Source organism: Actimicrobium antarcticum (genome assembly GCF_039536745.1).
In the GTDB taxonomy this organism is placed as follows: Bacteria; Pseudomonadota; Gammaproteobacteria; order Burkholderiales; family Burkholderiaceae_D; genus Actimicrobium; species Actimicrobium antarcticum.
The window spans coordinates 32754-57896 of sequence record NZ_BAAAZE010000002.1; the positions used below are offsets into that span (position 1 = coordinate 32754).

Annotated in this window: 23 protein-coding genes; 16 read left to right on the forward strand and 7 right to left on the reverse strand. The window is 60.1% G+C overall.

What is annotated here, in order from left to right; translation table 11 throughout:
• Nucleotides 1–6 precede the first annotated feature (6 nt).
• The 6 genes from ABD720_RS01460 to ABD720_RS01485 all read left to right on the forward strand — a co-directional run bounded on the left by ABD720_RS01460 (nt 7) and on the right by ABD720_RS01485 (nt 4069).
• Nucleotides 7–570 (forward strand): TRAP transporter small permease, encoded by a 564-nt coding sequence (locus tag ABD720_RS01460; RefSeq protein ID WP_344761438.1) that lies wholly within the window; start codon nt 7–9, stop codon nt 568–570.
• Complete coding sequence (locus ABD720_RS01465; RefSeq protein ID WP_344761439.1) at nt 567–1847, forward strand: TRAP transporter large permease; 1281 nt, start codon at nt 567–569, stop codon at nt 1845–1847. Before ABD720_RS01460 ends, ABD720_RS01465 begins: the two co-directional genes overlap by 4 nt.
• Nucleotides 1848–2216: 369 nt before the next feature.
• Nucleotides 2217–2750, forward strand: coding sequence for a methylated-DNA--[protein]-cysteine S-methyltransferase (locus ABD720_RS01470; RefSeq protein WP_344761440.1), 534 nt, complete (start codon nt 2217–2219; stop codon nt 2748–2750).
• Nucleotides 2743–3681 (forward strand): site-specific tyrosine recombinase XerD, encoded by a 939-nt coding sequence (xerD, locus tag ABD720_RS01475; RefSeq protein ID WP_344761441.1) that lies wholly within the window; start codon nt 2743–2745, stop codon nt 3679–3681. Before ABD720_RS01470 ends, xerD begins: the two co-directional genes overlap by 8 nt.
• Entirely contained in the window at nt 3656–3838 is a 183-nt protein-coding gene (locus ABD720_RS01480; RefSeq protein ID WP_344761442.1) for a hypothetical protein, read from the forward strand. Before xerD ends, ABD720_RS01480 begins: the two co-directional genes overlap by 26 nt.
• 12 nt (nt 3839–3850) lie before the next feature.
• Nucleotides 3851–4069, forward strand: coding sequence for a hypothetical protein (locus ABD720_RS01485; protein ID WP_344761443.1), 219 nt, complete (start codon nt 3851–3853; stop codon nt 4067–4069).
• 6 nt (nt 4070–4075) lie between these two features.
• Here ABD720_RS01485 and ABD720_RS01490 read toward each other — a convergent pair whose 3' ends face one another.
• Entirely contained in the window at nt 4076–5053 is a 978-nt protein-coding gene (locus tag ABD720_RS01490; protein ID WP_344761444.1) for an endonuclease/exonuclease/phosphatase family protein, read from the reverse strand.
• Nucleotides 5054–5089: 36 nt separating this feature from the next.
• Here ABD720_RS01490 and ABD720_RS01495 point away from each other — a divergent pair, with 36 nt between their 5' ends.
• Together ABD720_RS01495 and plsY are read left to right on the forward strand one after the other, a co-directional pair.
• Nucleotides 5090–5587: an aminoacyl-tRNA deacylase gene (locus tag ABD720_RS01495; RefSeq protein WP_344761445.1), complete on the forward strand. Its 498-nt coding sequence runs from the start codon at nt 5090–5092 to the stop codon at nt 5585–5587.
• Nucleotides 5588–5670: 83 nt separating this feature from the next.
• On the forward strand, nt 5671–6285 hold the full coding sequence (gene plsY, locus ABD720_RS01500; protein ID WP_344761446.1) for a glycerol-3-phosphate 1-O-acyltransferase PlsY: 615 nt from the start codon (nt 5671–5673) through the stop codon (nt 6283–6285).
• A gap of 151 nt (nt 6286–6436) precedes the next feature.
• On the opposite strand, the gene ABD720_RS01505 is transcribed toward plsY, so the two are convergent.
• Both ABD720_RS01505 and tsaD read right to left on the reverse strand, forming a co-directional pair.
• On the reverse strand, nt 6437–7699 hold the full coding sequence (locus ABD720_RS01505) for a putative Na+/H+ antiporter (protein WP_344761447.1): 1263 nt from the start codon (nt 7697–7699) through the stop codon (nt 6437–6439).
• A complete protein-coding gene (tsaD, locus tag ABD720_RS01510) occupies nt 7696–8739 on the reverse strand; it encodes a tRNA (adenosine(37)-N6)-threonylcarbamoyltransferase complex transferase subunit TsaD (protein ID WP_344761448.1) in 1044 nt (347 codons plus the stop codon). The genes ABD720_RS01505 and tsaD overlap by 4 nt, the downstream gene beginning before the upstream one ends.
• Before the next feature lie 223 nt (nt 8740–8962).
• Between tsaD and ABD720_RS01515 the strand changes: the two genes are divergently transcribed.
• Genes ABD720_RS01515 through ABD720_RS01525 form a run of 3 tightly spaced genes read left to right on the forward strand, consistent with a single transcriptional unit; the run spans nt 8963 to nt 11969 of the window.
• Nucleotides 8963–10216: a CmpA/NrtA family ABC transporter substrate-binding protein gene (locus tag ABD720_RS01515; protein ID WP_344761449.1), complete on the forward strand. Its 1254-nt coding sequence runs from the start codon at nt 8963–8965 to the stop codon at nt 10214–10216.
• A gap of 11 nt (nt 10217–10227) precedes the next feature.
• Nucleotides 10228–11160, forward strand: a complete 933-nt coding sequence (gene ntrB, locus ABD720_RS01520) for a nitrate ABC transporter permease (RefSeq protein WP_344761450.1) — start codon at nt 10228–10230, stop codon at nt 11158–11160.
• A gap of 2 nt (nt 11161–11162) precedes the next feature.
• Nucleotides 11163–11969, forward strand: a complete 807-nt coding sequence (locus ABD720_RS01525) for an ABC transporter ATP-binding protein (protein WP_344761451.1) — start codon at nt 11163–11165, stop codon at nt 11967–11969.
• Between the two features lie 100 nt (nt 11970–12069).
• Here ABD720_RS01525 and ABD720_RS01530 read toward each other — a convergent pair whose 3' ends face one another.
• Nucleotides 12070–13833: a hypothetical protein gene (locus tag ABD720_RS01530; protein ID WP_344761452.1), complete on the reverse strand. Its 1764-nt coding sequence runs from the start codon at nt 13831–13833 to the stop codon at nt 12070–12072.
• 226 nt (nt 13834–14059) lie between these two features.
• Between ABD720_RS01530 and ABD720_RS01535 the strand changes: the two genes are divergently transcribed.
• Complete coding sequence (locus ABD720_RS01535; protein WP_344761453.1) at nt 14060–14584, forward strand: hypothetical protein; 525 nt, start codon at nt 14060–14062, stop codon at nt 14582–14584.
• 295 nt (nt 14585–14879) lie between these two features.
• Here the strand turns inward: ABD720_RS01535 and ABD720_RS01540 are convergent, their stop codons facing one another.
• The 3 genes from ABD720_RS01540 to ABD720_RS01550 all read right to left on the reverse strand — a co-directional run bounded on the left by ABD720_RS01540 (nt 14880) and on the right by ABD720_RS01550 (nt 19332).
• A complete protein-coding gene (locus ABD720_RS01540; RefSeq protein WP_344761454.1) occupies nt 14880–16244 on the reverse strand; it encodes an NAD-dependent succinate-semialdehyde dehydrogenase in 1365 nt (454 codons plus the stop codon).
• 159 nt (nt 16245–16403) lie between these two features.
• The gene (locus tag ABD720_RS01545; protein WP_344761455.1) at nt 16404–18113 is read right to left on the reverse strand and encodes a bifunctional protein-serine/threonine kinase/phosphatase; all 1710 of its coding nucleotides are present in this window, start codon (nt 18111–18113) and stop codon (nt 16404–16406) included.
• Between the two features lie 4 nt (nt 18114–18117).
• Nucleotides 18118–19332 carry a nitrate/nitrite transporter gene (locus ABD720_RS01550; protein ID WP_344761456.1) on the reverse strand — a complete coding sequence of 405 codons (1215 nt, stop codon included), beginning with the start codon at nt 19330–19332 and terminating at the stop codon, nt 18118–18120.
• 15 nt (nt 19333–19347) lie between these two features.
• Between ABD720_RS01550 and ABD720_RS01555 the strand changes: the two genes are divergently transcribed.
• From ABD720_RS01555 to ABD720_RS01570, 4 genes are read left to right on the forward strand one after another with little or no spacing between them, the layout of a single operon-like run.
• The gene (locus ABD720_RS01555; protein WP_344761457.1) at nt 19348–19539 is read left to right on the forward strand and encodes a hypothetical protein; all 192 of its coding nucleotides are present in this window, start codon (nt 19348–19350) and stop codon (nt 19537–19539) included.
• 30 nt (nt 19540–19569) lie between these two features.
• Nucleotides 19570–22005, forward strand: coding sequence for a nitrite reductase large subunit NirB (gene nirB / locus ABD720_RS01560; RefSeq protein WP_344761458.1), 2436 nt, complete (start codon nt 19570–19572; stop codon nt 22003–22005).
• A gap of 20 nt (nt 22006–22025) precedes the next feature.
• Nucleotides 22026–22355, forward strand: a complete 330-nt coding sequence (nirD, locus tag ABD720_RS01565) for a nitrite reductase small subunit NirD (protein ID WP_344761459.1) — start codon at nt 22026–22028, stop codon at nt 22353–22355.
• On the forward strand, nt 22352–25141 hold the full coding sequence (locus ABD720_RS01570; protein ID WP_344761460.1) for a nitrate reductase: 2790 nt from the start codon (nt 22352–22354) through the stop codon (nt 25139–25141). Before nirD ends, ABD720_RS01570 begins: the two co-directional genes overlap by 4 nt.
• Nucleotides 25142–25143: the final 2 nt, after the last annotated feature.

The following is a 25143-nucleotide window of genomic DNA, read 5'->3' on the forward strand; positions in this document are numbered from 1 at the left end:
CCCCCCATGAAATTCCTCGACCATCTCGAAGAGTGGTTGATCGCCACCCTGATGGCCAGTGCCACCGTGATCATCTTTGTCGCCGTGGTGCATCGCTATCTGTCGGGCTTGCCGATTCCGGTAGTACAGGATGCACTGATCCGCATCAACACCAGCTGGGCGCAAGAACTCTGTATCTACATGTTCGTCTGGATGGCCAAATTTGGCGCCGCCTATGGCGTGCGGACCGGCATCCACGTCGGTGTCGATGTCCTGATCAATCAACTCAATACGCCGTGGCGTAACAAATTCGTGATTTTCGGCTTGCTGGCCGGCGCGACATTTACCGGCATCGTTGGCACGCTGGGCGCGAGCTTCGTGTACCAGATCGCGCAGCATTCGAGTACGTCCGAAGTGCTCGAAATACCGATGTGGATGGTCTACATGGCGGTTCCGCTCGGGTCGTATCTGATGTCGTTCCGTTTCCTGCAAGTGACCTGGGCGTTCGTGCGTACCGGCGAATTACCCAAGCATGACCATTCGTTTGTCGAAGGTCTCGATGAAGAAGTAGCCGCTGGAGGCAAGGCATGAATGCATTGATTATTTTTGTCCTGCTGTTCACGCTGATGCTGACCGGCATGCCGATTTCGATTTCGCTCGGACTGACGGTATTGACGTTCCTGTTCACCATGACCGATGTGCCGATCGAATCGGTGGCGCTGAAGCTGTTCACCGGGATCGAGAAGTTCGAGATCATGGCGATTCCGTTTTTTATTCTGGCCGGTAATTTCCTGACCCATGGCGGCGTGGCGCGCCGCATGATCAACTTCGCTTCGTCGATGGTAGGACACTGGCATGGCGGTCTGGCATTGGCCGGCGTACTGGCCTGTGCGTTGTTCGCCGCAGTCTCGGGGTCGTCGCCTGCCACCGTGGTGGCGATTGGCTCGATCATCTTGCCGGCCATGGTGCGGCAAGGCTATCCGAAGGGTTTCGGCGCTGGTGTCATTACCACGTCCGGCGCACTCGGCATCCTGATCCCGCCATCGATCGTGATGGTGATGTACTCGGTCTCGACCAATACCTCGGTCGGAAAATTGTTCATGGCCGGTGTGATTCCGGGACTGATGCTGGCGTTTTTCCTGGGCCTGACCACCTGGTATCTGGCGCGCAAGCACAACTATCCGAAGCTGCCAAAAGCCAACTGGGCCGAGCGCGGCGCGGCGTTCCGCAAGAGCGCCTGGGGCTTGCTGCTGATCGTCATCGTCATGGGCGGTATCTACAGCGGCAAGTTCACGCCAACCGAAGCCGCAGCGATGGCAGCGGTCTATGCGTTCGTGATTGCGGTCTTTGTCTATAAGGACATGACGCTCAAGCAGGTTCCCAAAGTCCTGCTGGATTCGGCGGCGATGTCGGCGATGCTGCTCTACATCATCACGAACGCGGTGCTGTTCTCGTTCCTCATCACCAGCGAGAACATTCCTCAGGCAATGGCGAGCGTGATCACGGACATGGGCATGGGGCCGATCAGTTTTCTGCTGGTGGTGAATGTCTTGCTGCTGATGGCAGGCAATGTGATGGAGCCCTCATCGATCGTGTTGATCATGGCGCCTATCCTGTTCCCGGTGGCCATGAAGTTGGGTATCGATCCGGTGCACTTCGGTATTTTGATTGTGGTCAACATGGAAGTCGGCATGTGTCATCCACCGGTGGGCCTGAATTTGTACGTGGCTTCGGGGATTACCAAGATGGGCATTACCGAACTGACGATCGCCGTCTGGCCGTGGTTGCTGACCATGCTGGCCTTCCTCGGACTGGTCACGTACGTGCCTGCAATTTCGTTGTGGTTGCCCAATCTGGTCTACAACTGACAGCCGATTTTTAACTGACCTGAAAGTCATTTTTTTGAATGGAATCAAAGGTGTCGATCGTCATGAAACGCGATTTTGCATAGTGCAATATCTTGCTTGACGCAGCATGGAAATTGTTCGAGACTGCGGGCAAGATTTGAAAATGGCAATTAAATGGTGCGCAAATGGTTTTGAAATTGCACCACTTTATTGCCCTTGCAGCAGAAAGTGCGCATGCAATATATGGGGTGGATGACGCAAAAAAACGGTATCGATACCGAAGTGACGAGGAGACGCGTGTTTCAATAAAGCTGTCTTAACAGCACGGAAACACCAGCATGGTTTAAGGCGCATCGCACGATGCGCCTTTTTTATTTTATGCTCCGGGTTATGACTTCTTCCGCCTCTCTCACTTCCCGCAATTTTCCCGGAAATTTCCCGGTCAATTCCTTCTTCTCGGCTGTGGTTGTTTCTCCTTTTGGTGCGGTTGGCATACGCAGTGATGCCGATGTGGTGCAGGAGCTGGTCTATCTGCCGCCTTCGTTCCCGGCGCAGGCGCCCGGCAGCACAGTGGCCGAAACAGCCGCGTACCAGATCGAACGCTTTCTGGCCGATCCTGATTTTCGCTTCGACTTGCCGCTGGCCAGCGTCGGCACGGTATTCCAGCGCAAGGTGTGGGCCGTGATTTCCGCCATTCCGCGCGGCGACATATTGACGTATGGCGAAGTCGCGCGAATCATTCAGTCGGCGCCGCGCGCAGTCGGCCAGGCCTGCGGTGCCAACTGGTTTCCATTGGCGATTCCCTGTCATCGCGTGACCGCTGCCGGCGGGCTGGGCGGGTTTTCGCATCAAGACGATGCCACCGGATTTCACCTTGGTGTCAAGCGCTGGTTGCTGGCCCACGAGGGCGTGACCGATGTCTGAACAGCCAGCTGCGAAGCCGCCCGGTCCGGCAGTGCTCAGCGCCGACAGCCGCAACCTGATCGATGCCTTTTGCGACACGCTCTGGCTGGAAGATGGCCTGGCAAAGAATTCGCTGGATGCCTACCGGCGCGACATGACCGCGTTCGCACTCTGGCTGGCACAGGCCACGCCGACAGCGCTGCTGGCGGTGACCGGTGCCGACATCAACAGCTACTTCGCTGCGCGCCATGATGCGTCCAAGGCGACCTCGGCGAATCGCCGGCTGGCGGTGCTCAAGCGCTTTTATCAGCTTGCGCTGCGCAACCAGCAGATCAGCGACGACCCGTGCCTGCGGCTGTTGTCGGCCAGGCAGCCGCCACGCTTTCCGAAGACCTTGTCGGAGGCCCATGTGGTGGCGCTGCTGCAGGCACCGGACGTCACCACGCCGCTCGGCCTGCGCGACCGCACCATGCTCGAAGTGATGTATGCCAGTGGCTTGCGGGTGACCGAACTGGTACTGCTGAAATCGATCGAAGTCAGCCTGAACGACGGCGTGCTGCGCGTGACCGGCAAGGGCAGTAAAACCCGCCTGGTTCCGTTTGGTGAAGAAGCGCGCAGCTGGATCGAGCGTTATCTGAAGGACGCACGTGCGGCGATCCTCGATGGTCAGATGTGTGACGCCCTGTTCGTGACGGCGCGCGGCGGCCCGATGACACGCCAGATGTTCTGGATACTGGTCAGGAAATACGCCACGCTGGCCGAGATCCATGCCCCGCTGTCGCCGCACACACTGCGCCATGCCTTCGCCACCCATCTGCTCAATCACGGCGCCGACCTGCGCGTGGTGCAGTTGCTGTTGGGGCATGCCGATATCTCGACCACGCAAATTTATACCCATGTCGCGCGCGAGAGGCTGAAGGTATTGCATGCCGCGCATCATCCGCGTGGCTGAAGCCGACCTGATTCGCTGGACGTGCACAGGAATCGATATAAACGATTTCACGGCGATGGTTTCTCGGCCCGGCTTAATCCTGTATCCTGCGTCCACGGTGCCGCTAGCGACAGAACAGCGCGACTGGTGGCAAATTCCTACTATCGGTATTGCTTAAGAGGGTGACACATTGGCAAAGACTAATTTTCAATACGAGCGTCGACAAAAAGACCTGGAAAAAAAGCGCAAGAAAGAGGAAAAGCTCAAGCGCAAGGCCGACAAGAAAGATGAGCCGGGCGAGGGTGTCGAAGGTGCTGAAGACGTAGCCGGCGCAGAAACCGAAGCGCCCGATGATGACGATGCAGAAAACAAAGACGGTGACGCCGAACCGGTCGCCGAGCCAAAGTAAGCCCCGTCAGGACACCCCGTCCTGATCAAACAACCGCACCCGCACAACCACCTGACCATGATCCGATGCCGCCGCCAGGCGGAGTCCGACATGGTCATTGAGGTAGATCACTTCCAGCACTTCGCCGATCGCATACGGCGAACGCGGATGGAATTCTTCCGAGACAAGGACATGGTCCAGCGTCTGGTAAACACCCTCATGCAGGTAACTGAAACCGACGTCACGCGACGGATCGCGGCCTGACTGGATCCGGTAACTGTCGAACAGCCGTTCATACAACGCACTCCTGTCGCGTCGCCCGCTGCCCATCACCAGCTGGGTCGTGACTGCGGCGGCATCATCATTGAAGTCACCCAGCACCACCAGCGGCACGCGCTGGCGCAACTGCAGGTCCGTCATCAGATACCGCAGCCCGAGCGCATCGGTGCCGCGCCGGATCAGCGAACGCAACGACGCCATGCCCAGATGATATGGATCGTCGTCGGCTTCATCGGGATTCCAGTCCGGGCGTTTCGATTTCATGTGCACCACGAATGCATGCAGGCTGCCATGGCCCGGCAAGGCCAGTTCGACCTGCAGGACGGGCCGCGTGAAGCGGGTCATTGGCAACGGGGTATCGGGCAGCACGACCGATAAATTGCGTGGCAACCGATCGTGCAGGATGGGTGGTACCAGCAGCGGCAGGCGCGATACCAGCGCGACGCTCGGTGACAGATGGCCGTCGCGCGGTTGCGGATCGCTACCGATATGGTGCGCATGGCGATAATGGCGGGTGCGCGCCAGGACGTCTTTCAGGGCATCCTGCGAAAAGATTTCCTGGAAGCCGATCACGTCCGCATCGAGCCGGTCGATTTGTTGCGCCAGCCAGCTGATCTTCGCGTCGTATTGCGCAATCGACCACGGCTCCTGACCTGCGTAAAAGCGGCTTCCCGGCAACGCGAGATTGAATACATTGAAGGTCGCGAAGCGGAGTTCATGCGGCATAATCGGGCTCCCTGTGTTGAAGTGAGCGTAGCACGCATGGCAAAGAAAGATCACATCTCGGAAACCCCCGCCACGGCGCTGTTGCGCAAGCGCGGCGTGGCGTTTACCGAACATCCGTACACCTATGAAGAACATGGCGGCACCAGTGTCTCGGCGCGCGAACTCGGCGTCGACGAACATGCTGTCGTCAAGACACTGGTGATGCAGGACGATGCCGCCAGACCGCTGATCGTGCTGATGCATGGCGACTGCAAGGTCTCGACTAAAAACCTGGCGCGCCAGATCGTCTGCAAGTCGGTCGAGCCCTGCAAACCCGACGTGGCACAGCGCCATTCCGGCTATCAGGTGGGTGGCACCTCGCCCTTCGCCACCCGTAAATCGATGCCGGTCTATGTCGAGCAGGGTATTCTGGCTCTCGAAAAAATCTACATCAACGGCGGTCGTCGCGGTTACCTGATCGGCATTGCGCCAGCGGTGCTGACCGACGTGGTCGGTGCAATTGCCGTGACGTGCGCGCTGGAAGAGCACGGCTGATGCGCGTCATCGGCATTCTGCGTAGCCATGTGACGCAATGTCCTGGCCGCGCCCGTTTTACCTAATTCATTTCGGAATACCTCATGTCACCCTTCCTGCTCACTGTGCTATCCATCATCGCGGCCTATCTGGTCGGCTCGATTTCTTTCGCTGTCGTCGTCAGCAAACTGTTCGGCCTGTCCGACCCGCGCACCTACGGATCAAAAAATCCCGGCGCGACCAATGTCCTGCGCAGCGGTAACAAGGCCGCCGCGGTGCTGACCTTGCTTGGCGATGGTTTCAAGGGCTGGCTGGCGGTCTGGCTGGCGTACCGGTTCGGGCCGCAATACGGACTGGAAGAGGGCGCCATCGCACTGGTCGCGGTCGCGGTTTTTCTGGGACATTTGTGGCCGGTATTTTTCAGCTTCGTTGGTGGCAAGGGCGTCGCCACGGCGCTGGGCATCCTGTTGGGGATTAATCCGTGGCTGGGCCTGGGCACGCTGGTGACCTGGCTGGCGGTGGTATTTGCGTTCCGCTATTCGTCACTGGCAGCGCTGGTGGCGAGCATCTTTGCGCCGTTCTATTACGGCTTGTTGTTCGGGGTGGATGCGATGCTGCTGGCGGTGCTGGTGATGAGCGCGTTGCTGGTGTATCGGCATCGGGCGAATATTGCGAATTTGCTGAGCGGGAAGGAAGGGCGGCTGGGCGCGAAGAAGTGAGGGCCAGAGGTCAGCAAGGATGCCTGCGTTCACTGCCAGCAGCATGAGGTGCGCGCCAGCTTGCGCCGGGTTTGGCTGTGAAGCCTGACCTGCAGGAACGCTGGTCCACGAACCAGCTGCCGCATACCCCCAGCATCGGCCCACCCCAAGCTCACAACACCATAAAACACAGCCCCGCCACCATCGTCGGCACCAGCGCCGACAAAAACAGCTGCAGCGGATTGATCGACTGCTCGTCAAAGCTATCCTGCAAAATCGAAAACGCGGCCGGATTCGGCGCGTTGGCGATCACGGTCAGTCCACCGCCGGTGATCGCACCGGCAACCAGCGCGTATTTGGCCGTATCGCTCATGCCATCGACCAGCGAGCCCAGATACGTCAGCGCTGCATTGTCGGTAATGGCTGTCAGCCCCACCGCACCAAAAAACAGAACGGTGGCATCCAGCCCGGCCAGGATCGGTTGCAGCCACCAGGTTTGTTGTTTGCCCAGCACCACCAGGCCTGCCAGGAAAAATCCGACCAGCAATCCTTCACGCAGCATCAGCGTGTCCTGGTGCTTTTCAAAGGCTTCCGTGAAGCCCAGAAAAAACAGGAACAGCCCCAGAAAAGCCACCGGATGGTGACTGGTCAACACGACCCCGGCCAGAAACAGCACGTGCACCAGAATCATGGCGACCGGCATCGGTGCGCTGACCGGTGCGACCACCGGTACTGGCAGCGCGGCGAGTTCCTTGCGAAACAGCAGTGCCACGCCGATGGCATTGAACACCACCGCGATGGCGGCTTTCCAGCCGAACATGCTGCTCATGAAGGCCAGATCCCAGCCCCAGGCATCGGCCACCATCAGGACCGGCGGTGCGGCGTAGGGCGTGAGGACGCCGCCTATCGAGACATTCACCAGCAGCACTGCCAGCGTCCCGTACATGAACCTGGCGGACATGCCCCGGATGTAGTAACGCTCGCGCAGCATCAGTGCGGCCAGCGTCATGGCGGCCGGTTCGGTAATGAACGAGCCGAGCAGTGGAATCAGTGCCAGGGTCAGCACATAACAGGCAAACGACGCCGGCAACGGCAGCCAGCGCGTCAGGGATTCGACCAGGCCTTGTGTCAGCACCAGGATAGGCCGGGTGCCGGCAATAACCAGGATGACGAAGACGAACAGCGGCTCGGTAAAGTTCTGTTCTTCGATGTAGGTGATGGCATCGGTCGGTCCGGCCAGTCCGGCGATGCACAACACCAGCACCATCGCCCACAGGCCGAACACCACCTCGACCTCGCCGAGTAAATGCCAGACTCCGGCAAAACGCGGTTGCGTATGCGCGAGATGCTGGAACCATTTGGTCGAAAAAGTGTGCAATACCGCAATGCCGAACAGCGCGGTACCGATCAGCTGGATCAGAGTGGGTGCAGTCATGCGGCGCTTTCATTGGGTGCGGTCAGTTCGCTCAGCGGCCAGCGTGGCCGGACATTGAACGCATAATCGTGCGTGGCCAGACGCGGGTCCTGCTTCAGACGCAAGCCACCGGCAAACGCGATCATCGCGCCGTTGTCGGTACAGAATTCCAGTTCGGGGTAATAGACCCGGAAGTGTTTTTTGACGGCAGCGGCATTGAGCGCATCCCGCAGTTGCCGGTTGGCGCCAACCCCGCCGGCCACCACCAGACGCTTCAGGCCGGTGTGCTTGAGCGCACTGAGCGACTTCGCGACCAGTACGTCCACCATCGCATCGACAAAACCGCGTGCGATGTTGGCCTTGTCCTGCTCGCAAACATTGCCGGGGTGATTCTTGACGACGGTGAGCACCGCAGTCTTGAGTCCTGAAAAACTGAAATTGAAATCCTTCGAATGCAGCATCGGCCGCGGCAGCTTGTAGGCCAATGGATCACCGAACTCGGCCATGCGTGAAATTGCCGGCCCCCCTGGATAGCCGAGTCCGAGCAATTTGGCCGACTTGTCGAAGGCTTCGCCGGCGGCGTCGTCGAGAGTTTCGCCGAGCAAGGTATAGCGCCCGACGCCATCGACCCGCATCAGCTGGGTATGGCCGCCCGAGACCAGTAGCGCAATGAACGGAAACGCCGGCGGGTCGCTGGCCAGTAGCGGTGACAGCAGATGCCCTTCGAGATGGTGGATGCCGAGAACGGGCTTGCCCAGCGCCAGCCCGAGACCGCAGGCCACCGAGGCACCCACCAGCAGCGCACCGGCCAGGCCCGGACCCTGTGTATAGGCGATCGCATCGATCCGGTCGCGCGTGAGGGCGGCGTCGTCCAGCACTTGCTGCAGCAGCGGAATGGCGCGCCGGATATGGTCGCGCGACGCCAGTTCGGGTACCACGCCGCCGTACTGTTCATGCATGGCGACCTGGGAATACAGGGCGTGCGACAACAGGCCGGCGGACGTGTCGTACAACGCCAGCCCGGTTTCGTCGCAGGAGGATTCAACGCCAAGAACGATCATGATGAAAATTGGGGGGAGGTTTTTAAGAAACGACATTGTAAGGGATAGACCCGTGGCAATCGTGCGAGCCCCCGGTTGGTGCGCCGCACAATCGTGATGCGTCCGTGGGCTGTTTCAGCGCAGATCCGATCGAAAAATGTCCATTTTGGCTGGCATACCAATTGCAATACGTCAGTGAGGCCAGCAATGGCGATGTCTTTCTTTGTTATTCCCCGAGGATTCCATGACCAGTAAACAAGCCCCGACTCCAAGCCTGACACGCCGCACCGTACTCAAGGCCAGCGCTGCTGCCGGCATTGGCGCTTTCGGCGGACTCGCCACCCGGGGCGTCTGGGCCGCCGGTTCCGACAAGCCCGAAAAAGAGGAAGTCCGGGTCGGCTTCATTCCGCTGACTGATTGCGCCTCGGTGGTCATGGCATCGGTCCTCGGCTTCGACAAAAAATACGGCATCAAGATCGTGCCCACCAAGGAATCCTCGTGGGCCGGCGTGCGCGACAAGCTGGTCAACGGCGAACTCGATGCCGCGCATGTCCTGTATGGCCTGATCTACGGCGTGCATCAGGGTGTCAGTGGCGCCAAGAAAGACATGGCTGTCCTGATGACCATCAACCAGAACGGCCAGGCCATCACGCTGTCAAAAAAACTGGCAGACAAGGGCGCCGTGGACGGTCCATCGCTGGCCAAACTGATGGCGACCGACAAGCGCGAATACACCTTTGCGCAAACCTTCCCGACCGGCACGCACGCGATGTGGCTGTACTACTGGATGGCCGCCAACGGCATCAACCCGATGAAAGACGCCAAGGTCATCACCGTGCCGCCACCGCAAATGGTCGCCAACATGCGCGTCGGAAACATGGATGGCTTTTGCGTCGGCGAGCCCTGGGGCCATCGCGCCATCGTCGACGGCATCGGCATCACCGTAGCGACCACCCAGGACATCTGGAAAGACCATCCCGAAAAGGTACTCGGCACCACCGCCGAATGGGTCAGGAAATATCCCAACACTGCCCGTGCGCTGACTGCCGCCGTGCTGGAAGCCAGCCGCTGGATCGATGCATCGCTGTCGAACAAGAACAAGATGGCCGAAACCATCGCCGACAAGTCGTATGTCAATACCTCGGTCGACGTGATCAACCAGCGCATTCTCGGCCGCTACCAGAATGGCCTGGGCAAGTCCTGGGATGATCCGAATTTCATGAAGTTCTTCGGTGATGGTGCGGTCAATTTTCCGTACCTGTCGGACGGCATGTGGTTCCTGACCCAGCATAAGCGCTGGGGCCTGTCGAAAACCGAACCGGACTACCTCGCTGTCGCCAAAGCCATCAACCACATCGATGTCTATAAAGACGCCGCTGCCATGGCCAAGGTCAGCGTGCCGAAAGATCCCATGCGCAGCAGCAAGCTCATGGATGGCACGGTCTGGGATGGCAAAAACCCGCAAGCCTACGCAGCTTCATTCAAGATCAACGCCTGAGGACAATCACCATGAGTGCCGTCATCGACACCCGGAGTCACGCGGCGCTACCGTCGCCGCATCCCGCCACCACGTCCACCGACCATGCTCCAGACGTCTCGGCCGAAAGCAAACGCCGACGTGCCGTTGGTGCCGACGTGGTGCGCAGCCCGTTGCGCAAATCCCCATTGCGGCCCTACGTGATGGCGTTATTGCCACCGCTCGTGGGAATGGCGCTGCTGATCCTGCTGTGGCAAATCATCTCGACTCGTACCAGCGGGTTTCCGTCGCCGCTGACGACGCTGCAGGAAGCGATCCGGCTGTTTTCAGATCCGTTCTATCGCAAGGGGCCGAACGACCAGGGTATCGGCTGGAACATTCTTGCCTCGCTGCAGCGTGTGGCGGTCGGTTTCGGTCTGGCTGCACTGGTGGGCATACCGCTCGGGTTTGCCATTGGCCGCTTCAAGTTCATGGCCGGCATGTTTGGTCCGATCATCAGCCTCCTGAAACCGGTCTCGCCGCTGGCCTGGCTGCCGATTGGCCTGCTGGTGTTCAAGGCGGCCGACCCGGCCGCAATCTGGTCCATCTTCATTTGCTCGATCTGGCCGATGGTCATCAACACCGCCGTCGGCGTGCAGCGGGTGCCGCAGGATTACATGAACGTGGCGCGCGTCCTGAATCTGTCGGAATGGAAAATCCTCACCAAGATTCTGTTCCCGTCGGTGCTGCCGTACATGCTGACGGGTGTGCGTCTGGCCATCGGCACGGCCTGGCTGGTGATCGTTGCCGCAGAAATGCTGACCGGCGGCGTCGGTATCGGTTTCTGGGTCTGGGATGAATGGAACAACCTGAACGTGCCACACATCATCATCGCCATCGTCGTCATCGGGCTGGTCGGGTTGATCCTCGAACAGGCACTGGTGGCGCTGGCACGGGCATTTACTTACGACGACGCGGGGACCTGATCATGAGCGACAAATTCATTGAAATCCAGAATGCCGAAATGTCGTTTCCGGTCAAGAAGGGCACGTTCCAGGCGCTCGTCAACGTCAACCTGAATGTGCGCAAGGGCGAATTCATCACGCTGATCGGCCACTCCGGTTGCGGCAAATCGACCTTGTTGAACATGATTGCCGGACTCACCACCGCAACCGGCGGCATGCTGCTGTGTGCTAACCGCGAAATCTCGGGGCCGTCGCCAGAGCGTGGCGTGGTGTTCCAGAACCATTCGCTGTTGCCCTGGCTGACTTGCCATGAAAACGTCTACCTCGCGGTCGAGCGCGTGTTCGGCGCAGTCGAGCCGAAAGCCCGGTTGCAGGAACGCACCCGCACCGCGCTCGCGATGGTGGGATTGACGCACGCCGAACACAAGCGCCCGCATGAAATCTCGGGCGGCATGAAGCAGCGCGTTGGCATTGCCCGCGCCTTGTCGATGGAGCCGAAAGTGCTGTTGATGGACGAGCCATTCGGTGCACTCGATGCCCTGACCCGCGCCCATCTGCAGGATGAATTGCTGAAGATCGTCGCCAATACCCAATCGACCGTGGTGATGGTCACGCATGATGTGGATGAAGCGGTCTTGCTGTCGGACCGTATCGTCATGATGACCAACGGCCCGTCGGCCACCATCGGCGAGATTCTGTCAGTGCGCCTGCCGCGTCCGCGCGAACGGGTGGCGCTGGCGGCTGACCCGCTGTACATGGAATACCGGACCTCGGTGCTAGAGTTTCTGTATCACCGGCAAGCGCGGCCGGTGGCGAAAGAGGCGGCTTGAGGACGCGTTCTGGCGGGGCACATTCTTGGCTGGCGAGGGGTGCGGACTTCGTGGAGCGAACGGCGCTGCTCTGCATGGTTCGGACATCGGTACATGGTTATCACGCACGCGGGGGAAGTAGCGCATCCGACTGCAGCTGTCGCCTTAAGGCGATGACCTCACGCAACGACTCCGAACGTCGTGACCTTCCGTCAGTCTTGCTGCGCCGGGAGGATGTCGCCTCTGTCAAGGTCGGTTCCACTAGCGTCGCAACCGCGGCCAATTCTGGTTGCTCCCGCGTGCTGGCGAACTGCAACAGGCCGGACAGGGCGTTCCTGAAAGCCAGAGCTTCCGTCGGATTCATCACGACTGGTTTGAGATTGCCGTACTGATCCTCTAGTTGGCTCAAGTTACTTTCAAATACTTGTCGAGCAGCATTGCGCAGTCGTTTATCCAGCCCTGCCAAAGCGGAATTGCGAACGAGCTGCTCGCCCATTAATTTCTGGTTTTTCTGACGGCTCGGTGATGCCGTGTATTGCTGTTCTGTCAGGCTGGGCGGTGGCAGCATTTCAGCCAGCTCCTTCAGGTACTGCAGTGCTTTGGCCGGATTGATGGGCGTTGTCGTGGTGTGCAAAGACTCTCTATCGAAGTTCTTCAAAGCATGAATGACAGTACCTACGGCGAGATTGTGAAGCCGCATTTCGTTGAATTGGTCCCGTTTTTTTGTGCTTTCGGTGATTAGGGAAGATTTCGTTTTGCTGACCAGCGATGTGACCTCATCGGCCATCGCCATCGCCTCTTTCGAGGCTTCTAACAGCTCCGCCTTTGTCATCGCCGGAAGTGCCGTCCTCATATCCTCCATTTCCAATTGCAAGTCGCGCATCTTGACCGCGGTAGATTTGTTCAGACCACCCGCGTTGATGTAGGCCGCAATCTCTGATTCGGAGCGAGCAAGCCCTGCTTCCATGTCACGCAGAAGCCTGGATAGTCGGTTAGGGGCAATCGCATCACTGGCCGATGAAGACGGCTGGCTCCCGGAAAGCGGGATGGATGAGACTGTCGACAATGATGAAAAATCAGAATCCCGCGATGAAGACCCGTGTTCAGTCTGGTCGTCTCTTGGGAAAACGACGCCCGTTTGGTGAACGACTCCCAATATGGGTGATTCGCCGCTGAGCGATGGCAGCGGCGTAATTTCAGTCTGGCCACGTGCCACGACAATGCCGCCAGGTGGTGCGAGTGCAGCCTCCGGACTTTCTGTATTCAGCACACTGATTGGTGCGTGCGCGGACATACCGGGAAAAAAATCGGAGCCGGAAACGGTTTCCCGTCGCGGCGGTGGATTTTCGCCCCGGTTGCTGGGCTCCGCCAGTTGGCTTGTGTCACTCGGTATCGGCAGTCTGTTGAGCTTCGTGACGACGTCTTGCTGGCACTGCCTCGCATTTGCTACGGTCTCATCTGCATGCCCTCTCATGACTGACAATTCGGCAGCCAGTATTTCTGGTGTCTGTTCCGTTGCAGGGAGTTGGATTTGCTGCTCCATGGCGTCCAGGCGCACCTGAAGCGTCATCAGATAGGCGTTGAGACCGGCCTGGTAGTCGGTTACCGACTTGATCTCGATCAGAACGCGTGGCGCCTCGCGCGTGCTGCTGGCGCGTATGATTTGCGACATCGGAATCAGTGTCAGTGCCTCATTGACAGCCAATTGACACTCTGCGAGATGCGTTCCTGCCGCGATGATCTGCTGTGACATCGGGAGTCTGCCTTGGTGGCGCGATGACGTTTGCGCCTCGTCCGTCGTCAGGACACTTTTGCTCGCAAGGCTGGATTCACTGTGGAGTGACTCCGTGTTTTCGAGGATGGTTTCCAACTCAGGTTGGGGCATTCGCGTTTGCCTGGCCCGGAACGGAAGCTCATCGAGATCTAACCGGACGCGGTCACGCCCTTCAGCGCCAATCTCATGGTGGTCGTCTCTGTCGCAACTGCCATTGCTACTCCCGGTGCTGGAATTCGTTGATAGCAGGACTGGGTTCTGAACAGAAGTGTCTGACTCCGTTGAGAAAAGAGGAGATGAACCCTCGGAGTGCGTGCCTAGCGCTGCGGGGGACCATATGTCCTCGTCCTCGATACTGTTTCCAGTATGCGTTTCACGCAACTTAGCGTTTTTGTCACGTGATAGCGGCGGTGTATTGCCCGTGGTATGCGGTTCGCTAAACAAGCTGAACATCGGATTGAGGTTGAACCCTGCGTATGGCGCTGAGTCGCTACCAACCAGCGGTGAGCTGTTTGCCGAACTGGCTGATGATGAACCCACACTGCTCAAGCCAATTGTGGCGGTGCTGTCTCGCACTGAAGAAGTGTCCGAATTTGTGGGCGATGCTTGCGTTGAAGCAATGCTCCTGTCGGCGTCAAGACTGTGGACAGCACGACTTTGGGTGTCACCCCTGTTTGCTTCCCCGACAGGTTCGGGCTTGGACCGGGCGCTTGAAACACCGCGTCGACCGGTCAATCTCGCAAACGTCGAAGCAACTTTAAGTTTGACCCGCGCCTTGACCGATTCGGACGTGCCTTGTCTTGGTTGCTGTGTTTCCTGTGTTTCCTGTACTTCCGGCGATCGCCGCGACTCTCCGTTGTGAACGTTATCGTAGCGCGTTCCTGTAAAGTATCTGAAAATGAAATTTGACATGGGTAGTCCCAAAAGTTGTCTGCCAAGGCATCGGCAACAAGAGGGGGTTGCGTGCTGCAGTTACCGTGTGTGACGCTACCGGGCAGACAGTTCCGTAACTACCGGGCAATTAATCTGATCGTACCGAGCGTTACCCACAAAAAAGCCACCCTGAACATTTCGGGTGGCTTTTCTAATACCGATGAAAAGAGCCGGTTGCCGCGCCACGCTGATTCACAGCGCAACCGCAACCGTCCCGGTGAGCATCACTCCACCCGAATCAGCTTCTTGTTCACAAACTCCTGTATCCCTGCACTCGACAATTCACGTCCGTACCCCGAATTCTTGATCCCGCCAAACGGCAGTTCCGGTGACGACGAATTCGGTTTGTTGATGAACACCATGCCGGTTTCGATCTGGCGTGCCACCCGCTTGCCGCGTTCTAGGTCTTTCGTAAATACCGAGCCACCAAGCCCGAACGGCGAATCATTGGCCAGCGCAATCGCGGCCTTCTCATCCGCCACCCGGAAGAACAGCGCCACCGGACCAAAGAATTCTTCCTTGTACGCCGGATTGTTCTTGTCGATGTCGGTCAGGATGGTTGGCTGCATGAATGCGCCCGGTACGTCGCTGCGCGCGCCGCCCACCACTGCCTTGGCGCCGGCTGCTACCGCGCGTTGCACCTGCTCGAGCAGGTTGTCCAGCGCCGCTTGCGATGACAGTGGTGCCAGGGTGGTGGCCGGGTTCATCGGATCGCCGGGCTCGAAGCCTGCCAGTGCGGCCGTGAATTGCGCCAGAAACCGGTCGGCCAGTGACTCGACTACGATGAAGCGCTTCGAGGCGGTACAGGCTTGCCCCGAATTGCCCATGCGTCCGATTACGCCTTGCTTGACGGCCTCGTCCAGATCGGCATCGTCGAGCACGATGAAGGCGTCGCTGCCGCCCAGTTCCATGGTGGTTTTTTTCAGGTTTTGTCCGGCGCGGGCGGCGACGACGGCACCGGCGGCTTCGCTACCGGTCAATGCCACGCCCTTGATGCGCGGATCGTCGATGACCTGGCTGACCTGATCTTTCGAGATATACAGGTTGGTGTAGGCACCGGCCGGTGCGCCGGCTTCAGTCATCAGCCGCTCGAAGGCACGGGCGCATTGCGGCACGTTCGAGGCATGCTTGACCATCACCACATTGCCGGCCATCAGATTCGGTGCGGCAAAACGGGCGATCTGGTAGTACGGATAATTCCATGGCTCGACACCGAACAGCACGCCGATCGGGTTGCTTTCGACAATGGCTTCACCGGTTTTGGTGTGCAGTTTTTCGGCCGACAAAAACTCTTCGGCGTTCTGTGCGTAGTAGTCGAGGATCGCAGCACTGAGCGCGACTTCACCGCGGCTCTGGTCGATCAGTTTGCCCATTTCGAGCGTGATCAGTTTGGCGAATTCATCGGTGCGTTCGCGCAGGATGGCGGCCGCGCGTTGGAGTACTTCGCGCCGCTCCGTGAAGCTGGTGGTGCGCCATGCGGCGTAGCAATCGACGGCCGTGGCGAGTTGGGTTTCAAGCTGGGCAGCGTCGGATTCTTTGAACTGTTCCAGTACTTTTCCATCGTAGGGATTGGTGCTTTGGTAGGCCATAAGTGTCCTTCGTCGGTTGAATGAGGCAATCGGAATCTCAGGTTGCCATCATTGCCGATTTGGCATCGTGCTGCCGTGCGCCAGCGCACTTACAGATGAAAACGGCCTGCTGACGAAGGACGGCCTGACGAGGAACAAGGTGGCGGCGCGCTGCAGCGATCAGCGCACCACCAGCAGATACAGCAACAGCAGATTCAGTACTACCGACACCACCGCCACGCTGCGCCAGATCGACAGTGCATCGCGTTGCAGCAGGGGAGCTGGTGGCGCCTTGTTGAGCGGTCGCGTGGCACCGCGCTCCAGTGCCAGCAGGAATTCTTCGGCGGTGTCGAAGCGTTCCGACGGCATCCGGGACACGGCTTTCAGCACCACATTTTCGAGCCAGTGGGGTACGTCGGGGCGGGTGCGCGTGGGCGGTACCGGTTCGCCAAAACGTGGTCGCTGGAAGGCTTCGATTTCGCCATACGGATAGCGCCGCGTGAGCAGCTGATACAGCGTCACGCCGACTGCATACAGGTCGGTCTGGCGCGACGCTGGCGCCCCGTCGAATTGCTCCGGTGCCAGATAGGACGGGGTGCCGGCCTGGGTGGTGGCTCGCTGCGGCGCGTCCAGTCCCGACTGGGCCACGCCAAAATCGAGCAGGCGCAGTTCTCCATCAGACCCGATATGGATATTGGCCGGTTTGATGTCGCGGTGCAGGATGCTGCGCCGATGCAGCGCACCGGCCGCGCGTACCAGTCGCGTGCCATGCGCGATGACTTCCGGAATCGTGAAGTGGGTGGCGGCATCGAGCTGCTGCTGCAACGTGCTGCCGTCATGCCAGGTGGTCAGGAAGTACAAGGCACTGCGATTGTCGGGCAGGATCACCTGCGCAAAAAAGCGCGCCACGGCACGCTTGGCCAGCCATTCTTCATGCGCAAAGGCGGCCCGTTCCTGCGGGTCGGTACCGCAGTCGGGTTGCAGGGTTTTCAGGACCAGCGCGCGATGGTTGCGCAGGTCGGTGACACGATAGAGCAGCGTGCTGCGCGAGTTGTGCAACACGCTGTCGATGCGGTAGCCATCGATCTGCTGGCCCGGCTTGAAGCGCGGCGGTACGGGCAGCAATTGCAGGCTGGAGAGCGCATCGCGCAAATCCTGTTCCGGTAGCGCATCGATGCGCAGCACCAGCGCACTGGCATTGTCGCCGCCACCGGCATCGAGCGCGGCCTGGACCAGCTCGGCTGCAGTATCGTCAGCGCTGCTGTTGCCGGGATTACCCAGCGCCAGTGTCGACAGGCGGCTGCACAGGTCGACATCGCGCAGCGCACTCCAGACGCCGTCGGTGACCAGCAACAGCACGTCGCGCAATTGCAGTTCACCCATGCCGTGATCGATGGCCAGCCGCGAATCGAGTCCGATTGCACGGGTCAGCACATGCTGCATTTCGGGTTTGTCCCAGACATGGTCGGTGGTCAGCCGGGTCAGCACGCCGGCGCGCAACAGATACAGGCGGCTGTCGCCGACATGCGCAAAATGATAGAAGCCGCCGCGCAGCACCACGCAGGTCAGCGTGGTCGCCATGCCGGTCAGTTCGGCCCGCACCGAACCCTGATGCTGGACCCAGCTGTTGGTGGCGCTCAGGACCCGGTCCAGTGCCTGCGCAACCGGCCAGGTATCCGGCGTGGCGTAATAGTCCGACAGCAGGCCGCGCACCGTGTACTCGGCGGCTTCCCGTCCACCCTGATTGCCCGAAACACCGTCGGCAATCGCCGCCAGCACACCCTTGGTCGACAGTTCAGGTTCGCGTGGCGTGACCATGCCAACAAAGTCCTCGTTGCGCGGGCGCGGTCCGGACTGGGTGGCGTGGCCGAGTGCGAGCGTCAATGGCATCGCGTCAGATCCGGGCGCTGGTCATGGCGGCGCTGCCCCAGGTGGTGCGCCAGCGGCCCTTGACCGACGACAACCCGATCAGCGCAACCACGGCCAGCGAGGCAAAGATCGTCAGGCCCAGCTGATAACTGCCGGTCATCTGCTTCGAGAAACCCAGGCTCGACGCCAGATAAAAACCGCCGATACCGCCGGCCATGCCGACCAGTCCGGTCATGACCCCGATCTCCTTGCGAAAGCGCTGCGGCACCAGCTGGAATACCGCGCCGTTGCCGGTGCCCAGCGCCAGCATCGCCAGCACGAACACGATCACCGCCGGCACCGCCGACGACAGGCCGATGCTGGCAATGAACAGGAAGATCGCCGCCAGCACGTACATGATCGACAGCGTCTTGATACCGCCGATGCGGTCGGACAATCGGCCACCCATTGGCCGCACCAGCGAACCGGCAAACACGCAGGCAGCAGTGAAGTAACCGGCGGTGACCGGCGACAGTCCGTACTGGCTGTTGAAGTAAATCGTCAGCGAGGATGCCAGCCCCGAAAAGCCGCCAAAGGTCACGCTGTAAAAGAACATGAACCACCACGCATCCTTGTCTTTCAATACCTGCAGATATTCCAGCATCGACTTCGGCGGCGGTGCCGATGGCGCATCCTTGGCAAACACCATGTAGACCACCAGCGCCACGCCGAGCGGAATCAGGCACAGGCCAAACACGTTTTGCCAGCCATACGCCAGCGCCAGTGTCGGTGCAAACAGCGCGGCAAAGGCGGTGCCCGAATTGCCGGCACCGGCAATCCCGAGTGCGGTGCCCTGATGCTCGGGCGGATACCAGCGCGATGCCAGCGGCAAGGCCACGGCAAAGGCGGCACCTGCCACGCCCAGGATCACCCCCAGCGCGAGGATGCTGTGGTAGCTGTCGAGCTTGCCCTGCCAGGCCCAGAACATCCCGGCGATCACGATCACCTGGCCGATGGCGCCGGCCCGTTTGGGTTTCAGATGATCGACCAGCACACCCATGACGATGCGCAGCAACGCACCCGCCAGCAGCGGCGTGGCCACGATCAAGCCCTTTTGTGCCGCAGTCAGGCCGAGGTCCCTGGCAATCTGCACGCCGAGCGGGCCGAGGATGACCCACACCATGAAGCTCAGGTCGAAGTAAAAGAAGGCGGCCAGCAGGGTCGGGGTATGACCGGCTTTCCAGAACGAGGTTTTTTGCATGATGGGGATGTCGCAGTGAATGAAGGTGCAGCTGCTATTGCAAGGCTTGTGCCAACTAAAATTCGACCCATGCGTGGTTTGCAAGAATTTTCTGGTGCGGAAATCACGGCTGCACCAAACAGAGTGACGGTGCGCGCAAAACCAGTGCGGTTTCATAATCCTGATGGTGCGTCGTCCGTAAAAAATCATGGCACCGGTTTTGCTTAGAGTGAAGCAAGAATTCTTCGGGAGTGCGCTATGAAAAAATCCAGGTTGGTCATGATCGGTAACGGGATGGCAGGCGTGCGGACGCTCGAAGAGCTGCGCAAGATTGCACCGGACATCTACGACATCACGGTATTCGGTGCAGAGCCCTACGCCAACTACAACCGCATCCTGCTCTCGCCGGTGCTGGCCGGCGAGCAAACCATCAAGGACATCATGCTTAATGATGTCGACTGGTATGCCGACAACGACATCACGCTGCATCTCGGCAAAACCATCGTCTCGATCGACCGCGCCCGGCGCATCGTCACCGCCGCCGACGGCACCACCGCCGACTACGATCGTCTGCTGATCGCTACCGGTTCGACCCCGTTCATGTTGCCGGTGCCCGGCAAGGAACTGGCCGGCGTGATTTCGTACCGCGACATCCACGACACCAACGCCATGATCGCCGCGGCGCAGACGCATACCGATGCGGTCGTCATCGGTGGCGGCTTGCTCGGACTGGAAGCCGCCAATGGATTGAAGCTGCGCGGCATGAACGTCACCGTCGTGCATTTGCCCGACTGGCTGATGGAGCGCCAGCTCGATCCGGTGGCCGGCAAGATGCTGCAAAAATCCCTCGAAGACCGTGGCCTGCATTTTCTGCTCGGCAAAAACACCAAGGAACTGGTCGGTGTCGATGGCCATGTCAGCGCGATCCGCTTTACGGATGGCAGCGAAGTGCCGGCACAGCTGGTGGTGATGGCCGTCGGTATTCGCCCGAACACCGCGCTGGCCGAAGCCAGCGGACTGCACTGCAATCGCGGCATCGTCGTCAATGACACGATGCAAACCTATGATCCGCGCGTGTATGCGGTCGGCGAATGCGTCAACCATCGCGGTACGGCCTATGGGTTGGTCGCGCCGTTGTTCGAGATGGCCAAGGTCTGCGCCAACCATCTGGCCAATTTCGGCATCGGCCGCTATCAGGGATCGGTCACCTCGACCAAATTGAAAGTCACCGGCATCGACCTGTTTTCGGCGGGTGAATTCATGGGCGGCGAGGGCACCGAAGAAATCATCCTCTCCGACCCGATCGGCGGCGTCTACAAAAAGCTGGTGGTGCGCGGCGACAAGCTGATCGGCGCCTGCCTGTATGGCGACACCGTCGACGGCGGCTGGTACTTCAGCCTGGTGCGTGAAGGCCGCGACATCACCGAAATCCGTGACACGCTGATGTTCGGCGAAGCCAATCCCGGCCGTCCGGGCGATGTCGGCCACGAAGGCTTCACGAAGGCCGCCGCCATGCCCGACACCGCCGAAGTCTGCGGCTGCAACGGCGTCTGCAAAAGCACCATCGTCAAGGCCATCAATGAAAAAGGCCTGTTCACGCTCGATGAGGTCCGCAAGCACACCAAGGCCTCGGCCTCGTGCGGATCGTGTACCGGCCTGGTCGAACAGATCCTGATGTTTACGCTCGGCGGCGATTACTCGCAGGCCAGCAAGGACAAGCCGATGTGTGCGTGTACCGACCACACGCATCAGGAAGCCCGCAACGCCATCCGCGCCGAAAAATTGCTGACCATTGCCGACACGATGGCCTTCATGAACTGGCGCACGCCCAACGGTTGCGCCAGCTGCCGGCCGGCACTGAACTACTACCTGCTGTCGACCTGGCCGCATGAAGCGAAGGACGATCCGCAATCGCGCTACATCAACGAACGGGCCCACGCCAACATCCAGAAGGACGGCACGTTTTCGGTCATTCCGCGCATGTGGGGCGGCGAAACCAATGCCGCCGAATTGCGCCGCATTGCCGATGTGGTCGACAAATTCAAGATCCCTACCGTCAAGGTCACCGGCGGCCAGCGCATCGATTTGCTGGGCGTGAAAAAAGAAGATCTGCGCGCAGTCTGGAGCGATCTGGGCATGCCATCCGGCCTGGCCTATGCCAAGGGTTTGCGTACCGTGAAGACCTGCGTGGGTTCCGAATGGTGCCGCTTCGGTACGCAGAATTCGACATTGATGGGCCAGCAACTGGAGCGCCAGCTGGCATTGATGTATGCGCCGCACAAGGTCAAGCTGGCCGTCTCCGGCTGCCCGCGCAATTGCGCCGAGTCCGGCATCAAGGATGTCGGCGTCATCGGCGTCGATTCGGGCTGGGAAATTTATGTCGGTGGCAATGGCGGTATCAAGACCGAAGTCGCGCAGTTTCTGGTGAAGCTGAAAACCCATGAAGAAGTGCTCGAATACGCTGGTGCTTTTCTGCAGCTGTATCGCGAGGAAGGCTGGTATCTTGAGCGCACCGTGCATTATCTGGCGCGGGTTGGTCTCGAACACGTCAGGCAGGCGATGATCGAGAACCACGCCAATCGCAAGGAGCTCCATGAGCGCTTGCTGTTCTCGCTGGATGGCTTGCCGGACCCATGGCACGAATCGGAAAAAGCCCGCGTGGACGTGCGTCAGTTTTCGCCCTTGACCGTCTAATCCAGCACAGGAAAAATCACATGAATCAATGGAAAGTCATTTGCCGGGTGGACGATATTCCCGTCCTCGGTGCCCGCATCGTGCAGCGCGACGGCAAGGTGGCGGTCGCCATTTTTCGTAACAGCGAAGACAAGATCTTCGCGCTGCTGGACCAGTGTCCGCACAAGGGGGGGCCGCTGTCACAGGGCATCGTGTTCGGCGAAAAGGTCGCCTGTCCGCTGCATAACTGGAATATCGAACTGGGCAGCGGGTGTGCGACGGCGCCGGACGAAGGCTGCACACAGCGCTTTGCCGTCCACATCGAGGATGGTGACGTTGCGCTTGATGTGCAGGAGTTGGCTGCTGCATGAGTGCACCATCCTTGACTGCAGCGCGGCGCGAAACCAAAGCGACCTGCTGCTATTGCGGCGTCGGTTGCGGTGTGCTGATCGAGACTGACGGTGCGCAGATTACCGCCGTGCGCGGTGACCCGGATCACCCGGCCAACTTCGGCCGCTTGTGCACCAAGGGCAGCACGCTGGCGCTGACCGCTCAACCGCTGTTGCAACAACAGGCGCGCGCGCTGGTGCCCGAAATGCGCACCGAGCGCAGCCTGCCTCGGACCGCCACCAGCTGGGATGCCACTCTCGACACGATGGCGCAGAAGTTCGCCGACACCATCCGCATGCATGGTCCGGACAGTGTCGGGTTTTATATCTCCGGCCAGCTGCTGACCGAGGATTACTACGTCTTCAACAAGCTCGCCAAGGGACTGATCGGCACCAATAACGTCGATACCAATTCACGCCTGTGCATGTCGAGTGCGGTGGCCGGCTACAAGCAGACACTGGGCGCCGACGCACCGCCGGCCTGCTATGAAGACATCGATCAGGCCGGGCTGATTTTCATTGTCGGCTCGAACATGGCGTATGCCCATCCGATCCTGTATCGCCGGCTGGAAGATGCCCGCAAAAACAATCCGCAGCTGAAAGTCATCGTCGCCGATCCGCGTCGTACCGATACCGCGCGCGACGCCGACCTGTTCCTGCAGATATTGCCTGGCACCGATGTCGCGCTGTTCAATGGCATGCTGCACCTGTGCCTGTGGGAAGAGTTGACGGACACCGCGTTCATCGATGCGCACACCGACGGCTTTGCCGAGCTCAAGCGCACCGTGCGCGATTACACCCCAAAATTCGTCGCCGATATCTGTGGCATCAGCGAAGCCGACCTGGTCACGGCGGCGCGCTGGTTCGGCGAATCGCCGGCGGCCTTGTCGCTGTATTGCCAGGGCCTGAATCAATCGGCCTCCGGCACCGCCAAGAACGCGGCACTGATCAACCTGCACCTGGCCACCCGCCAGATCGGCAAACCCGGCGCCGGTCCGTTTTCATTGACCGGACAACCGAATGCGATGGGTGGCCGCGAAGTTGGCGGCATGGCCAATTTGTTGTCGGCCCACCGCGATCTGGGCAACCCGCAGCACCGTGCCGAAGTCGCGCGCCTGTGGGGTATCGATAGCGTGCCCGCGACGCCGGGCAAGACCGCGGTGGACATGTTCGAGGCGGTACGGACCGGCCAGATCAAGCTGCTGTGGATCGCCTGTACCAACCCGGCGCAATCGATGCCGGACCAGAAGCTGGTACGCGAAGCGCTGGTCAATGCCGAGCTGGTCATCCTGCAGGAAGCTTACGCCACCACGGCCACCGCGCCGTATGCCGACATCCTGTTGCCGGCCACATCGTGGGGCGAAAAGGAAGGCACGGTCACCAATTCCGAACGTCGCATCACCCGCATCGACGCCGCCATTGCCGGCCCGGGCGAAGCACGCCATGACTGGCAAATCGTGGTCGATTTTGCGCAGCGCCTCGAAAAATTGCTGGATCGCGGCACCAACCTGTTTGCCTACGACAGCGCCGAATCGATCTGGAACGAACATCGCGAATCCACCCGCGGACGCGATCTCGATATCACCGGCCTGTCGTACGCCATGCTGTCCGAGCAAGGGCCGCAACAATGGCCATTCCCGACCGGTGCCCTGACGGGCAAGAAGCGCCTGTACGAAGATGGCATTTTTCCGACCGCCAGCGGACGCGCCAATTTCGTCAACACGCCTTACAAACCGGTGGCTGAACCGATCGATGCGCGCTTTCCGTTTCGCTTGAATACGGGTCGCCTGCGGGACCAGTGGCACGGCATGAGTCGTACCGGCACGGTGGCCCAACTGTTTTCGCATGCCACCGAACCGGCCATCGTGATGGCGCAAGCCGACATGGATCGTCGCCTGTTGAGCGGCGGTGACATGGTGCATGTGACCAGTCGGCGCGGCTCGCAGATTTTTCCGGTGCAGGCGGGTGACGACATGCGCGCCGGGCAAGCCTTCATCGGCATGCACTGGGGCGAAGAATATGTCTCTGGTCGCGGCCATGGCGGCGAGGGTGCGCATGGCGTCAATGCGCTGACTTCACCGGCGCTGGACCCAAGCTCGAAACAGCCCGAACTCAAGCATGCCGCGATCAAAATCCTGAAGGCCGAATTGCCGTGGCGCTTCGTCGCGTTCGGGTGGGTAGAACCGGAGCAGGTGCTGCGCTTGCAGAGCGCATTGCGGCCCTACCTGCGGCAATTTGCGTATGCCTCGTGCACGCTGTTCGGACGGGACCGGGTCGGGGTATTTTTTCGCGCTGCGGACGATTATCCGGCGGCCGCTGAAGTGACTGCCGCGATCGAAGCGCTGTTCGGTATTGTCGGTGCGACGGTGCTGCGTTACGACGACAAGCGACGCGGCAATGCGCGCCATATCCTCGTGTGCGACGGCGCGTTGCAGGCCTTGTCGCTGGCCGGTGATATCGCCGCCGAACGCTGGCTCAAGGACTATCTGGAGAGCGAGCAACCGGTTGCTGCCCTGGGACGCCTGCTGCTGCAACCGACCTCGGTGGCGCCGCAGGGTTTCCGGTCGCGTGGTCGCGTCGTCTGCAATTGCTTCAATGTTGCCGAAGTCGATATCAACGATGCGCTCGGTGAACTCGATGGCCCGCCCGAGGCCCGCCTGGCCGCCTTGCAGGGTCGCATGAAGTGCGGCACCAACTGCGGTTCCTGCGTCCCGGAACTGAAAAAAATCATCGCCCTCCAGCCCGTGATCGCGATTGCCGCTGCCTGAAC

Bases quoted from the DNA above. Each gene is read 5' to 3' on its own strand.
- ABD720_RS01480 (WP_344761442.1), top strand. From the start codon at position 3,656: ATGCCGCGCATCATCCGCGTGGCTGAAGCCGACCTGATTCGCTGGACG.
- ABD720_RS01545 (WP_344761455.1), bottom strand. From the start codon at position 18,113: ATGCCATTGACGCTCGCACTCGGCCACGCCACCCAGTCCGGACCGCGC.
- xerD (WP_344761441.1), top strand. From the start codon at position 2,743: ATGTCTGAACAGCCAGCTGCGAAGCCGCCCGGTCCGGCAGTGCTCAGC.
- ABD720_RS01540 (WP_344761454.1), bottom strand. From the start codon at position 16,244: ATGGCCTACCAAAGCACCAATCCCTACGATGGAAAAGTACTGGAACAG.
- ABD720_RS01465 (WP_344761439.1), top strand. From the start codon at position 567: ATGAATGCATTGATTATTTTTGTCCTGCTGTTCACGCTGATGCTGACC.
- ABD720_RS01530 (WP_344761452.1), bottom strand. From the start codon at position 13,833: ATGCCCCAACCTGAGTTGGAAACCATCCTCGAAAACACGGAGTCACTC.
- plsY (WP_344761446.1), top strand. From the start codon at position 5,671: ATGTCACCCTTCCTGCTCACTGTGCTATCCATCATCGCGGCCTATCTG.
- ABD720_RS01550 (WP_344761456.1), bottom strand. From the start codon at position 19,332: ATGCAAAAAACCTCGTTCTGGAAAGCCGGTCATACCCCGACCCTGCTG.
- ABD720_RS01515 (WP_344761449.1), top strand. From the start codon at position 8,963: ATGACCAGTAAACAAGCCCCGACTCCAAGCCTGACACGCCGCACCGTA.
- ABD720_RS01525 (WP_344761451.1), top strand. From the start codon at position 11,163: ATGAGCGACAAATTCATTGAAATCCAGAATGCCGAAATGTCGTTTCCG.
- nirB (WP_344761458.1), top strand. From the start codon at position 19,570: ATGAAAAAATCCAGGTTGGTCATGATCGGTAACGGGATGGCAGGCGTG.
- ABD720_RS01460 (WP_344761438.1), top strand. From the start codon at position 7: ATGAAATTCCTCGACCATCTCGAAGAGTGGTTGATCGCCACCCTGATG.
- ABD720_RS01495 (WP_344761445.1), top strand. From the start codon at position 5,090: ATGGCAAAGAAAGATCACATCTCGGAAACCCCCGCCACGGCGCTGTTG.
- ntrB (WP_344761450.1), top strand. From the start codon at position 10,228: ATGAGTGCCGTCATCGACACCCGGAGTCACGCGGCGCTACCGTCGCCG.
- tsaD (WP_344761448.1), bottom strand. From the start codon at position 8,739: ATGATCGTTCTTGGCGTTGAATCCTCCTGCGACGAAACCGGGCTGGCG.
- ABD720_RS01505 (WP_344761447.1), bottom strand. From the start codon at position 7,699: ATGACTGCACCCACTCTGATCCAGCTGATCGGTACCGCGCTGTTCGGC.
- ABD720_RS01470 (WP_344761440.1), top strand. From the start codon at position 2,217: ATGACTTCTTCCGCCTCTCTCACTTCCCGCAATTTTCCCGGAAATTTC.
- nirD (WP_344761459.1), top strand. From the start codon at position 22,026: ATGAATCAATGGAAAGTCATTTGCCGGGTGGACGATATTCCCGTCCTC.
- ABD720_RS01490 (WP_344761444.1), bottom strand. From the start codon at position 5,053: ATGCCGCATGAACTCCGCTTCGCGACCTTCAATGTATTCAATCTCGCG.
- ABD720_RS01570 (WP_344761460.1), top strand. From the start codon at position 22,352: ATGAGTGCACCATCCTTGACTGCAGCGCGGCGCGAAACCAAAGCGACC.
- ABD720_RS01535 (WP_344761453.1), top strand. From the start codon at position 14,060: ATGTCCTCGTCCTCGATACTGTTTCCAGTATGCGTTTCACGCAACTTA.